The sequence below is a fragment of the Methanosarcina sp. KYL-1 genome, assembly GCF_024372725.1.
Classification (GTDB): Archaea; Halobacteriota; Methanosarcinia; order Methanosarcinales; family Methanosarcinaceae; genus Methanosarcina.
This window is the reverse complement of the sequence record NZ_VOUA01000013.1, coordinates 82,296-95,537: the sequence shown is the minus strand read 5'-3', so window position 1 is coordinate 95,537 and position 13,242 is coordinate 82,296. Positions and strand designations below refer to the sequence as shown.

11 protein-coding genes are annotated in these 13,242 nt (G+C 46.1%); 5 read left to right on the top strand and 6 right to left on the bottom strand.

Annotated features, from left to right (window positions below):
• Positions 1-236: 236 nt before the first annotated feature.
• Complete coding sequence (locus FTO70_RS10410; RefSeq protein WP_255335691.1) at positions 237-1,367, top strand: GTP-binding protein; 1,131 nt, start codon at positions 237-239, stop codon at positions 1,365-1,367.
• Between the two features lie 257 nt (positions 1,368-1,624).
• Here FTO70_RS10410 and surE read toward each other — a convergent pair whose 3' ends face one another.
• Positions 1,625-2,428, bottom strand: coding sequence for a 5'/3'-nucleotidase SurE (gene surE, locus FTO70_RS10405; RefSeq protein ID WP_255335690.1), 804 nt, complete (start codon positions 2,426-2,428; stop codon positions 1,625-1,627).
• A 608-nt stretch (positions 2,429-3,036) separates the two neighbouring features.
• On the bottom strand, positions 3,037-3,222 hold the full coding sequence (locus FTO70_RS10400; protein ID WP_255335689.1) for a hypothetical protein: 186 nt from the start codon (positions 3,220-3,222) through the stop codon (positions 3,037-3,039).
• Positions 3,223-4,095: 873 nt separating this feature from the next.
• On the opposite strand from FTO70_RS10400, the gene FTO70_RS10395 reads away from it, so the two are divergent.
• On the top strand, positions 4,096-4,899 hold the full coding sequence (locus FTO70_RS10395; protein WP_255335688.1) for a CPBP family intramembrane glutamic endopeptidase: 804 nt from the start codon (positions 4,096-4,098) through the stop codon (positions 4,897-4,899).
• A gap of 137 nt (positions 4,900-5,036) precedes the next feature.
• Here the strand turns inward: FTO70_RS10395 and FTO70_RS10390 are convergent, their stop codons facing one another.
• A complete protein-coding gene (locus FTO70_RS10390) occupies positions 5,037-5,438 on the bottom strand; it encodes an HI0074 family nucleotidyltransferase substrate-binding subunit (protein WP_255335687.1) in 402 nt (133 codons plus the stop codon).
• Complete coding sequence (locus FTO70_RS10385; protein ID WP_255335686.1) at positions 5,426-5,671, bottom strand: nucleotidyltransferase family protein; 246 nt, start codon at positions 5,669-5,671, stop codon at positions 5,426-5,428. The genes FTO70_RS10390 and FTO70_RS10385 overlap by 13 nt, the downstream gene beginning before the upstream one ends.
• A gap of 138 nt (positions 5,672-5,809) precedes the next feature.
• Between FTO70_RS10385 and FTO70_RS10380 the strand changes: the two genes are divergently transcribed.
• Positions 5,810-5,977, top strand: a complete 168-nt coding sequence (locus tag FTO70_RS10380) for a hypothetical protein (RefSeq protein ID WP_255335685.1) — start codon at positions 5,810-5,812, stop codon at positions 5,975-5,977.
• A gap of 91 nt (positions 5,978-6,068) precedes the next feature.
• Here the strand turns inward: FTO70_RS10380 and FTO70_RS10375 are convergent, their stop codons facing one another.
• Entirely contained in the window at positions 6,069-7,880 is a 1,812-nt protein-coding gene (locus FTO70_RS10375) for a pentapeptide repeat-containing protein (RefSeq protein WP_255335684.1), read from the bottom strand.
• A 445-nt stretch (positions 7,881-8,325) separates the two neighbouring features.
• Between FTO70_RS10375 and glyS the strand changes: the two genes are divergently transcribed.
• Entirely contained in the window at positions 8,326-10,155 is a 1,830-nt protein-coding gene (gene glyS / locus FTO70_RS10370; protein WP_255335683.1) for a glycine--tRNA ligase, read from the top strand.
• Here the strand turns inward: glyS and FTO70_RS10365 are convergent.
• Complete coding sequence (locus FTO70_RS10365) at positions 10,145-10,324, bottom strand: hypothetical protein (protein WP_255335682.1); 180 nt, start codon at positions 10,322-10,324, stop codon at positions 10,145-10,147. The genes glyS and FTO70_RS10365 overlap by 11 nt on opposite strands.
• Before the next feature lie 73 nt (positions 10,325-10,397).
• On the opposite strand from FTO70_RS10365, the gene FTO70_RS10360 reads away from it, so the two are divergent.
• Positions 10,398-12,728 carry a DEAD/DEAH box helicase gene (locus FTO70_RS10360; RefSeq protein ID WP_255335681.1) on the top strand — a complete coding sequence of 777 codons (2,331 nt, stop codon included), beginning with the start codon at positions 10,398-10,400 and terminating at the stop codon, positions 12,726-12,728.
• Positions 12,729-13,242 lie beyond the last annotated feature (514 nt).

Below are 13,242 nucleotides of genomic sequence, written 5' to 3'. Positions count from 1 at the left end.
CACAGAATGCCTTGTGGACAGGCTATCGGTTTTTTGCCGATAATCTTCGACAAACAGGCTTGAAGATGGGTATTGAGTTCTTAGAGCCAATACCTGGATGATTCGAGTACTCGAAGGAAGCCCCTTCATCGACTCCGAAGGAGGCAGGGAGGGGTAGTTCACAATAATAAGGCATTGATAGTTAAAATTCACAAAAATAATGGAAAAACAATGAAAACATGCGGCAGGCTTAGCTGATGAGAATAGCAATAATCGGAGGCTTCCTTGGAAGCGGAAAAACAACCACAATTTTAAACCTGGGGAAATACCTGAGCGAACAGGGCAAAAAAGTAGCAATCATCGTAAACGAGATAGGGGAAATAGGGCTGGACGGGGATACCCTTTCCATGGCAGGAATCACCACAAAAGAACTTACCAGCGGCTGCATCTGCTGTACCCTGAAAATAAGCATGCGGATTACGCTTATGACCCTAGCCGAGGAGTACGAACCGGATGTTGTGCTGATCGAGCCCACGGGAATTGCTTTCCCGAAACAGATCAGGGACGACATATCTTCCCTGGAGATTTCCCCCCTTTCTTTTGCCCCGGTTGTGACCGTTGTGGACCCCTCGAGGTTTGAACTCGGGCAGCAGGAAATTCCCCGTTTCATGGAAATCCAGGTCTCGGAAGCTGAAGTTCTCTGCATCAACAAGACGGATGCCGTCAGCATAGGAAAGGTCCTTTCGGCGGAAAAAGCCCTGAAGGAATTGAATCCTGAAGCCAGAATCCTCAAGTTCTCGGCCAAACACGAAGGAAAGCTCGAAACCCTGCTTCAGGAACTTGAAATCGAAGGAAGGGAGAGAGAAGGAAGGGAGAGAGAAGGAAGGGAGAGAGAAGGAAGGGAGAGAGAAGGAAGGGAGAGAGAAGGAAGGGAGAGAGAAGGAAGAGAAAGGGAAAAGACTGAAGAGCAAAACTCCATTGAAATTTCCGAAGTAGCTTCTTATTCCCTCAAACTTGACATCCTCTCGGAGCTGGATTCAAAAAAGGCTGTGCAGGTTGCAGAAGCTGTTCTTGAGTCCGTGAGATCAAAGGTTGCAAGGATCAACCCCGACTTCATAGGTCACATAAAGGTCTCCCTGAAAACGAAGGATGGGGGTGTCAAAGGAAGCGTGACCTCGGCTTCTGAATCCCCTCAGCTTGAAATCCTCCCTGAAAGAGGAGGTATGCCTGCAAAACTGAAACTGCTTTCCGGAGTAACGAAAGTGCCCCATGCAGCCCTTATGGACATAGTCGAAACCTCAGTTGCAGAAGAACTTGAAAGGGCGGAACTGGATTTCAAGAAAATGAAACTTCTCGGGCACTCCCTCAGGTCCGGGGGGAATTCCTGAAGAGGCATACCCGCAGAACTCATGCCTTAGATTCCATGCCTTAGATTAGTGCCTGTTAGTGGGCTTTTTCTTTTTAAAAACAGCTATCTGGAGCCAGGAAATATTTCTGGCTCAGAGATATTTTGAAATCAGAGATATTTTGAAATCAGAGATATTTTGAAATCAGAGATATTTTGAAATCAGAGATATTTTGAAATCAGAGATATTTTGAAATCAGAGATATTTTGAAATCAGAGCCATTTCTGGCTATTTCCGGATCAGAAATACTTTTCGATCTCGGAAAACTCGATCCTGGCTGTGGAGTCAAGGGAGATTGGGGTTATCGAAACATGCCCTTTCTGCATCAGGGCGTGTACATCGGTCCCTTCGGCTTCTTCCCGGATCAGGTCCCCGGCGATCCAGTAGTAAGCCCTGCCCCTGGGGTCGTGCCGCTCTTCCACATCGGTCTTGAAGACCTTCCTGGCAAGGTGCGTGACCTCTATTGGGGTGTCCTCTTCGGCGTGGTAGGGGATGTTGATGTTCAGGAGGTCCACGTTTTCGGGCATGCCGTGTTTCAGGACGTTTCTTGCTATCCGGTTTACGACCTTTATCCCGGCTTCGAAACGCTCCCTGTGGTAGTCCCGAGGGTCATCGAACTTCTGCCCCTCGTCAAGCACCTGCATGGAGGCGGCAATTGCCGGCACACCGTAGCTTGCAGCTTCCAGCGCCCCTCCGATGGTCCCGGAGGTGGTGATCGTGTCCGTGCTTATGTTCTCTCCGATGTTGAAGCCCGAGAGCACCAGGTCCGGCATCTGCTTGAGGATGGTAAAGATGCCGAGGATAACCGAGTCTGTGGGAGTCCCCCCCACCGCATAGGCAGGTATGCCTCCTACATCAGTTTTCGTGATCCGGAGGGGTTCAAAGATAGAAATTGCACGCCCGACCCCGCTCTGCTGGACAGCCGGAGCCGAAATGGTAACTTCCCCGAGGTCCGAAACGCTGTCATAGGCAGCTTTCAGGCCTGTGGAATAAACACCGTCGTCATTGGTAACAAGAATTTTTGGGGCCATTAGCTTTCCCATAAGTATCCTGATGATTTAAAATTAATGGAGAATTCCAGAAAACGAAAACGCGGAGAGATTGGTGTCATATTGGTAATTTTATATAAATAAAAATAATATATCTAGAGATATACATCTAATAATTAAAGGGTATCCCGTGGGGGTGGGAATAAACCTGAAACTCCGAACAGAAGAATCAACGGTTAGTTAATGGGCCTTGCAGCCCTGTACACTGCTCTGGGAATAGTCCTGAATGACGCATACGGAAAGACTATTGTCCCGATCTGAATGAAACACCGCGATAAATACAGGGTGGAAAATGACAAGGACAAAGCAAAAGGAAAAGGAAAAAGAAATTCAAAATTTCAGGGCTGTTTGTTTGGCATTTGCTGAACCCTGAATCCTTTTTAACTTATTTTTAACTTAAATAAATTCAAAATTTCAGTAGTGATATAAGCAGCAGGTTCTCCGTAATCAGGTTCCCCATCGGGCCCTCCTTTTAATCGCATGTATCCGGCCTGCTGCATCTATAAGCATTCCATTTAGCACATCATTTAAACACTCCATTTAGAATATCAATTTCCTCTCGTAAAAAACCAAATAAAGAGATTTAAGGGAGGTGGATAGTCTTAAAAGTGGATAGTTTTAACCGTGTACACATAAAGGTGGTAGAGGCTCAATGCAAACATGAGTACCTTTATTGCCAGAAACTCTATGCTGTGGAGCAAATCAACAACTTCCACGATAGCTTCCGAATTTAAACTCCGTTCCTTTATGACAATTCTCACGATTTCTTTTAAACTTTTAATAATCATTTTTACCAACCCCCATTGGTAATACTGGTATATTGGCAAATTTTATTCCCAACATATTTCAGACTTCAAACAAACATTTTCCCTTCGAAAATGTCCTTCTCTCCACCCACGACCGCTAGCTTACTTCCCTATGGTATTAATAAATTTTGGCATTATATAAACAATTTATATATGATATATTTAATAATGTGCTGGCATCCAGATATGCAGCCCAACATACCCTGCAAAAAAGAAAAACCAGAATATCAATAACAAAACATGACAGGTGAATAAAGGCCGGAAGAGCATACCAATAGAGAAGAGAGAAACAGAGCAGCGTTAAATAGCCGTCTCAAACATGTATTTTCCCCGCGCCTCAGCGCGGCCAGAGCAGGAAAAAACCTGAAAAAGCAAAAGAAAAGAACTCAACGGCAACAAAAAGAACTCAACGGCAACTTCCGGAACTATGAACCAGTGGACAGATTCCAAAATTAGCCTTACATATTTTTCTGAACTCTTCTTCCACAGTCATCCAGACACTCTTTTTGGGTATTGAAATTTAGACTTTCAGTCATTGGGATATACATTTTAGTCATCAAAATATACATGTTCAGTCATCAGGGCATACTTTTTGGTCACCACAATATACTTCATGGAAAAGGCCGGCCTCCTTCGTCAGCAGAGTTGCGGCTCTGCAGTACGCGGTCCTTTTCGCTCGCTACGCTCCCTCAAGAGGACTACAATTTTAAAATTTGGTCATTTATATTTTATATGTGGACGGGCCCCCGTTGAGAGCGCAGGCACTGAAAAGCAAATAGAAAAAGGTTTCCGGAGAACTGCCAGCAGACACCGAGCTTTCAAAAAGTATTTATCAATAATTAAAACATTATTTTCATGAAAAACGGAATCCGTGATCGTCCCTTTTCACTAAAAGCCTATTTGCTAATTATCATTGCGCTTTCATGGCCTTTTCAGATCGCCTACCCATTTTTAGGGGAAGCCTTCAAACCCCTCCTTTTAGTATCAATGATCATGGTTGCTGTCGGCAGTTATATTGCCGGCAAGTTTGTATTCAGGGATGGGTTTGAAAATGCCGGCTGGCAATGGGGCAGACCCAGGCATTATGTATACGCTTTCGGACTGGCATTATTTTTGTGGGTTTTCCCGAGAGTTATTGAACAGATGTTGGGAATTTATCAAGCTCCTCAAGACGTAAGCCCCACAACCATTCTGGCTGAGTTTTTACTTAGCTTTACAATCACGCTTATTCCGGCTTTTGGGGAAGAGTTCGGTTGGCGCGGATATTTACTGCCCCGCTTATTTGCGCGATACAGTACCCGCCACGCACTACTTTTGCATGGCTTTATCACCTGGGTCTGGCACCTGCCGGTTTTAGTTGTGATGGGAATGCAAATGACAGGCAATCCTCTTGTTTCAGTACCCCTTGTTTTGCTTATCAGTTTAATACCGACAATTATGCACGCAGTTGTATTTGCCTACATCTGGTCAAGCACGCAAAGTTTAGCTGTAGCGACCGTGTATCACGCCGCATTTGATGAAGTCCGTGATACCCTTGAAGGATCTGTCGGTTTAGGCCCACTTTCACAAAACTGGCAGATGCTAATTCTTACTGTTTTGGGGATTGCACTGTTATTGAAAGCAAAATGGAAAACAGGAAGCAAAAACTCCCTATCATGACCTGAGTAAAGGTAAAATCCGGGCAAATTTGCCCTAATTTTACAACTTTATTATTATATTTCGCCGGCGTGCGCCAGGAGCAAACCAGCGAAACGTTCAAAAAAAGCACTCCAAAAAAAGAACTATAAAAGGAACTTTTAACCTTCTGCTCCCAACCTTTCGACAACCCGCCGGCAGACCCTATCCATCAGTTCCCAGTAATCCCGTATTTTGCGATAGATTTCTTCCGCTACTTCCTCATGGTAGGTGTGAGATGTGAGATTCCTGTCATCCACCATCTCAAGGATTTTGACAGTTTCCTCTTCCGAAAGAAGCCCGACCTTGAAAGCTTCCTTAAAACAGGACTTGGGAGAATTACAGATGATCCCTTCCTGAACATCAAGGTAGCCCTTAACGACTTTCCAGAAGACCTCAGAAGTATATTCAAACCTCTGGATAGCCGCATCCCGGACTATTACCGAATAAGGCTCTTCTGTGATAGCTTTTAAAGTTTTGAGTGCTTTTTCGGCGGATTCGATCCTGAGCTTTAAGGTTTCCATATGACCCCTTCTCTTAGTGCTTTGTCTTTAAAAACTTCCGAAACCCTGGAAAGGTCCACAACATCAACTGTATAGGGGATATTGAGGTCTTCAATCCTTTCTTTTAAAAAAACCAATTTTCTCCGATCAAAATTTTTCCCTGGAAGGACCCCAATGTCTATATCCGAAACCCGACTAAAATCCCCCCTAGCTCTGGAACCGAAAAGTATGACAGTGGCATTTTCCTCTTTCAAAGTTTCAAAAACAAGGGATTTCAGGTCCTGAATGCTCTTTTGATAGATAGGGGAAAGAATGCTCATCTATTATTCATTTAAGGGTTTTCAATACTTGAATTTAATGTTAGTCTCAAACAACTTCAAGTCCAGCTAAGAATGCACCTGAAAAGTGCCTGGACAACTCGCAGAAAAATCCCTCATGGACGCAGAGGTAGTCTTCAGGAGGCTGCAGAAGGTTTCGGCGCTGCGCTGGAATCTGAGCAGGGTGGCGTCGCGGATGATTGGGGAGGAGGGTTCGGAGAGGATTTCGCGGAAGAAGGTTAGGGATTTGGTTGTGAGTTCGATTTTGAGTTTCAGGTTTTGCATTGGTTATTCTTTGATGTCTATTGGCTTAAAATTATCCAAACTACTGATATTATGGTCTGAAAGTCACATTCGTTAATGTGACCACAAAAATTGTAAGTAACAACCAGCCTAAAAATCCCTCGATTAAAGGAAACAACCGATAACGTTCCTTTGGAATCCATTCCTTATAGCTCATTGTTAGAAAAGCACTCATACTAAAAAATAAAGCATCAGTGAGAGATGCCTTTTGATGTCCATCAAGATAATCAGCAGGTTTGGAGATAGCATTCATGAGATAGTAAAAAAATGTAAAAATTAAGACTACCCTTATCCACCAAATAATTGTTAATTCCGGCCTCGTGCCATACTCACAGGTGTACTGCATAAAGATGTCAAAAAATATAGTAGAAACATTCAGATCTTCATTTTTTCTTCTTTCCACATGATATTGGTAAAGAGCGTCATCTGCATAATCTAATTGTGCAAGATTCCTGAAATTCCTTATTAGTTTTACATATGTTGGGCCATCATAAACAAGAGAATCTTTAAGAGAAAACCAATTAACATCCAGTTCTCTGTAGTCAGAATCACTTAATGAAACTTTTTTAAATATAGCATCTGAGAAGTCAACAGTGCCAGCAAAATTTACCCTTTCAAAGTTGGAAATATTACTAAAATTCGCTCCATTGAAGGAGGCAGTACTTCCAAAGTTAGAACATTCAAAGTAGGCATTATTGCCAAAAGTAGAATCCAAAAAGGTGGCTGAATTGCCAAAGGTGGAATATTCAAAGTAGGCACTATCGCCAAAGGTGGTATTCCAAAAGGTGGCTGAATCGCCAAAAGTAGAACCCCTAAAGCTGGTTGAGTCACCAAAGGTAGAATTTCGGAAGTCGGCTAAATCACCAAAGATGGAAAGAAAGAAGTTGGCAAAGTCACCAAAAGTGGAATCACCAAAGTTGGCAAAGTCACCAAAGGTAGAATCACCAAAATCAGCTGAGTGACCAAAAATAGAATTGCCAAAGTTGGCTGAGTCACCAAAGGTAGAATCACCAAAATCAGCTGAGTGACCAAATTTAGAATCAAGGAAACCAGCTGAATCAATAAAGGTAGAATTCCAGAAATAGGCATGATCGCCAAAGGTAGAACCAGAGAACAAAGCTCTATCGCCAAAAGTAGAACTAGAGAAGTTAGCAGAATCACCAAAGGTTGAACATTGAAAACAGAAAAAATCACCAAAGGTAGAACCAAAGAAATTGGCAGAATCACCAAAGTAGGAATGATCAAAGCTGGTAGAATCACCAAAAATCACGCGATTAAAAGTAGCAGAATCACCAAAGGTAGAATATCCAAAGTTAGCAGAATCACCAAAAGTGGAACCAGAGAAGAGGGCTCTATCACCAAAAGTAGAATGGTCGAAGTAAGCTGAACCGCCAAAAATCACATGATCAAAGGTTGCAGAATCACCAAAATATACACATGAAAAATTAGCTGAGGATGAGAAATTTACTTCAACTATAATCAGGAATTTTTTAAATAGTGAATTTGAGAAATCAAGATCATTTTCAAAAATTGAATTTTTGATTTCGATATGGCTTTCAACAACTTTTAAATCTTTATTCACTCCATAATAATCCAATTCTTTTTCGCTGAACCCGTATTCAGATAATTCGTGATACTTTGGATTAGGAACGGTTTCAAGTTCTATTTTACTTAAATTGAGCTCTCCGATTATACGACAATTTTCAAGACATACATCATCTCGATTCTCTATTTGCTTAAGAATGTCTTCAGCTTTGACTTCCTTGTATTCAACTGCTCCACTAACTATTGGAAAAGAGCAAATAAGTATCACTAACGTAAATGCACAAAAAATCAATTTCAAGGATCTTATCAGCACGTATCTAGATTACATATTAATTTTTTTAAATCTATCTATTGAATCAAGAAATTCATTCAGTAGAGATTCTGAAATATTGATGCTAAATTTGATCGATCATCATCTGGAACGAGAATTGAAGCAGTCAAATTTCTCCATCTTGTCTATAAATCTTTATGAAAAGGCCGGTCGTGCTTGCACGACCGGTGAGAGCCCAGGGCTCTGCGAAGTGAAGGAAACATTCGGAATCGGCTTCTAAGAAAAAAGCTAGAAACATAGGTGAATCAGTTTAGAATGAAAATCAGTAGGTAATTTACTCACAATCCTCCTTCTTCCCTCCACCCTTCAACCAGTGCAAATTTAATATGATAAAACCTTTATCCATCTAATATTTCAGACAAATTCACATTTACCCAATATCCCCCAATCAATCATCACGAGGACTTATAAAATGGATAAATACGAAAAAGTATTCGAGCTGGCAAAGCGCCGCGGCTTTTTGTGGAACTCTTTTGAGCTGTACGGCGGGAGCCGTGGCTTTTACGATTACGGGCCGCTCGGGAGCACGTTAAAGAGGCGGATCGAGCAGGTCTGGAGAGAGTTTTACGTGATCCAGGAAGGGCATATGGAAATCGAGTGCCCGACCATAGGGATCGAGGACGTCTTTATCGCATCCGGGCACGTGGGCGGCTTTTCTGACCCCCTGTGCGAGTGCAAGAAGTGCGGCGAGGCTTTCCGGGCGGACCACCTTGTAGAAAACGTTATGAATGCGGCAGGGACCCTGAGTGCGGAACAGCTCACGCAGGTCATAAAGGAAAAGGGGATCACCTGTCCCGAATGCGGCGGAGAGTTCAACGACGCCTACGAGTTTAACCTGATGTTCAAGACCACCATCGGGCCGGGGACCGGAAGGCAGGGCTACCTCAGGCCGGAAACGGCGCAGGGGATGTTCGTGGACTTCCAGAGGCTTTCGCGCTTCTACAGGGACAAGCTGCCTTTCGGGGCCGTGCAGATCGGAAAGTCCTACAGGAACGAGATTGCACCTCGGCAGGGCGTTATCAGGCTCAGGGAGTTTACCCAGGCCGAGTGTGAGATCTTTGTTGACCCGAGGAACAAGAAACACCCCAACTTCGAGCGCTTCGCAGGCAGGGAGCTTGTGCTCTATTCCCAGGCAGCGCAGGAGGCAGGAGAGCCTGTCCGGATGACTGTCCGGGAAGCAGTCGAAAAAGGCGTCATTGCCCACGAGGTCCTGGGGTACAACATCGCGCTTACCAACGAGTTCCTGACAAAGGTAGGAATCGACCCTGCAAGGCTCAGGTTCAGGCAGCACCTTAAGGACGAGATGGCCCACTACGCAATCGACTGCTGGGACGCCGAAATCGAAACGGACCGCTTCGGCTGGGTCGAAATCGTGGGGATCGCAGACCGGACGGACTACGACCTGAGCGCCCACGCCAGGGTCAGCAAGACCGAGCTCTATGTCTACGTTGAATACGACGAGCCGAAGATGGTTACCCGCTTTACGGTAAAGCCGAACATGGGCAAGCTTGGCCCCATCTTCAAAGGCAAGGCAAAAGTTGTTGCAGATGCCTTAAAGCAGCTTTCCGAGGCCGAACTCTCGCAGGCCGAGATCAAAGTGACCGTGGACGGCGAGGAAGTCACCGTCAGCTCCGACATGGTGGAATTTGCGGAAGAGACCGTCAAGGTCAGCGGGGAAAACGTCGTACCCCACGTAATCGAGCCTTCCTACGGGATTGACAGGATCTTCTACGGGACCATGGAACATGCCTTCGAAGAAGAAAACGTGGCCCAGAAGGCAGCCGAGTCCGGGCTGAAAGGCTCCGGGGAAGAAGGCGAAGAGGGACCTGCAGTCGAAGCTGGGGGCGAAGCAGAGGGCGAAGCCGAAGAGGAAACCCGCCTGGTGATGCGCTTTTCCAGCGCAGTTGCCCCCGTGCAGGTTGCAGTCCTCCCGCTCCTGACCAGAAAAGAGCTCTCAGATCCTGCAAAGGATATCGTGGGAAAGCTCAGGGAAAAGAACCTCCTTGCCGCCTACGACGACTCGGGGACCATCGGGCGCCGCTACAGGAGAAACGACGAAATAGGGACTCCTTACTCTGTCACCGTGGACTACGACACCCTTGAAGACAAAACCGTCACCATCAGGGACCGCGACTCCATGCGCCAGGTCCGGGCTCCCGTCGAAGGGATCGAAAACCTGCTCTACGAACTCATCTACAGGGGCAGGAGCTTCGAGTCTGCAGGCAAGCCCTTCAACTTCTGAACCCTGCAGTTCCGAAACCTGAAGCTGCAGCCTGAAGCCAGTCTGAAGCTACAAATTCCGGGCTCTTAACCGAGCCCGCAGCAAACTTTTTATTTTTTATTACTTTTTTTATATCATTAAATGATATCATTAATTGATAGTACTGATTGATGGCATTAAGTGATGGCACTGATTGATGGCACTGATTGATGGCATTAAGTGATGGCACTGAATTGAAAAACTAACCAATAGCGCTGACCAAAATGAGCGAGAGTTTTTTTACAAACGAACCGGCCTTCATGAGGCACCCGCTGATAAAACCGGATACCGTTGAGCAGAGGCTCTACCAGCTGAACCTGGCGGGAAAAGCCCTTGAAGGCTCAAGCCTTGTAGTGCTCCCGACGGGGCTCGGGAAAACCATCATAGCCCTCTTTGTCATTGCTTCCCGGCTCCAGCGTTTCGGGGGAAAAGCCCTGGTCCTCTCCCCAACAAAACCCCTGGTGGAGCAGCACGCAGCTTTTTTTAAAAGGGTAATGGCCCTTCCCGAAGAAGAGGTCCTGACTTTTACGGGGAGCATCTCTCCTGCGGAGCGGGAAGAGCTCTGGGCCCGGGGCAAACTCATCGTGTCCACCCCGCAGGTAATTGAAAACGACATCCTGACAAAGCGGATCAGCCTGGAGGACGTAAGCCACGTCACCTTTGACGAGGCCCACCGGGCAGTCGGGAACTACGCCTATACATTCATTGCGGAAAAGTACTTCGAGACCGCAAAAAACCCTCACGTGCTCGCAATCACGGCAAGCCCGGGGAGTTCCGACGAGAAAATCGCAGAGGTCTGCGAAGCCCTGCACATCGAAAACGTTGCCGTGAAAACCGAGAAGGACCGGGACGTACAGCCCTATGTGCAGGAAAAGGAAATCGAGTGGGAAAAGGTCAGCCTCCCCCCCGAAATGAAGGAGATCAGGGACCTGCTTGAAAAGATCATGGACGACCGTATAGGGAAACTCGGGGAACTGGGCTTTCCGGCAGCAGCCCGGCAAAACATGTCCAAAAAAGATCTGATCGCCCTCCAGAAAAAACTTCAGTCCGAACTCAGGGGAGAGGGAGACTCTGCTGTCTTTACCGCCCTTTCCGTCCTGGCAGAGATGATGAAGCTGAATCACGGCATAGAACTGGTCGAAACCCAGGGGATGCTCTCCCTTCAAAAGTACCTGGAAAAGCTTGAGCAGGAAGCCTGCGCAAAAGGCGGGACTAAAGCCGCAAAGCGGCTGATGGAAGACCTGTACATGCGAAAAGCCCTCCACCGCCTGAAGGAAAACGGGAACGGAGTTGAGCACCCGAAACTTGGGCTTGCACAAAAAATCGTATCCGTCCAGCTTGAAAAAAGCCCGGAATCAAGGGCGATCGTCTTTACTAACTATAGGGATACTGCGGAGATGGTCACAGATGCCCTTTCCGAAATACCCGGAATTTTCCCGGTCCGCTTTGTGGGGCAGAGTTCGAAATACAAAGATAAGGGGCTCACCCAGAAGAAGCAGGTAGAAATCATAGAGAAATTCAAGGAAGGGGAGTACAACGTCCTGGTAGCAACTTCCGTTGCAGAAGAAGGGCTTGACATCCCTTCCACCGACCTGGTGCTTTTCTACGAGCCCATTCCCTCGGAAATCCGGAGCATCCAGAGGAAAGGCAGGACAGGCAGGCAGCATAAGGGCCGGGTCGTCGTACTGGTTACAAAAGGGACCAGGGATGAAGCCTACTACTGGAGCAGCAAAAACAAAGAAAAGAAGATGCTGAACAGCATGCACGGTTTAGAGTCGGCACTGGGCCCGAAAAAGGGATCCGGGCTCTCGGCTTTTGAAAACGGAACTGAAGCCGGAACTGAAAGGGGACCGGAAAAGCAAAAGACTCTCGGGGAGTTTGAGTTTCCATGCGAAACAGGGGGCGAGACCCTCAGGGTTGTCGTCGACCACCGGGAAACGAAAAGCGGGGTTGCAAAATTCCTCGACAGGCTGGGAGTGGAACTCAGCTTCAAGACCCTTGAGGTGGGGGACTATGTGGTCAGTGACCGAATAGCGGTTGAGAGAAAACGCACGGATGACTTTGCAAGTTCCCTGATCGACGGGAAACGCAACCTCTTTGCCCAGCTCTCAGACCTTGCCAGAGCATACACAAAGCCCTTCCTTATCATTGAAGGAGGAGACCTCTTCACAGCCAGGCAGATAAACCCGAATTCCATCTACGGCACCCTGGCATCCATTGCAATCGATTTTGGGGTTTCAATCCTCTACTCCAGGGACGAGGAGGAAACGGCTGCGATATTAAAGGTGCTTGCAAAACGCGAGCAGGTAGAAAACAAACGCGAGGTAAACCCTCATGGGAAAAAATCCGCCAGTACCCTTGCCGAACAGCAGGAATACCTGGTCTCCTCCATCTCAGATATCGGGCCCAAAGCTGCCAGGAACCTCCTCCTGCACTTCGGTTCCGTCGAAGCCATCATGAAGGCTGATATCGAAGAACTCAAAAAGGTAAAACTCATAGGCCCAAAAACAGCGGCAAAAATCAGGGAGATTGTGGCAAGCCCATATAAGGGGTAAATGACGTAATCAACTATAATCAAAGAGATGAACAACGAAAAGACCAACGGCAAGATCAAAAATAAAAGGAAATTGTAAAAACCAAAAGCTAAAAAGTGAAAATCAAAAACTAAAAAGTAAATATTCCCCGGGGGAATGAGGCCGGAAACAACCCGTTATAAACAACCCGTTATAAACAACCCGTTATAAATATCAGGAGGATATCTGGCACAACACAGGAGGAAATCCTCTAATAAAAAACCTGAGACGACAGTACTCAGCCTGCGACTCCCGGGAAAAAATGTTTTTTAACAAGGAATTCCCGGAAAGGGAATTCCAGCGAGAAAACCTGTCTCATCAATACCTTTTGATGCCGCAACGCCTTTTTTTTAGATGATGCCCCTGAAAAGTATTTTTTGTTTCAGGCAGCACGCCCAGGAGAACAAAAATCCATCCAAAAGGAAATAGAAGGATTATGCCTCCCAGCAACCTCACAAAGGTAAACAGATATGAAAGCAGGTATTTTAACGTATCT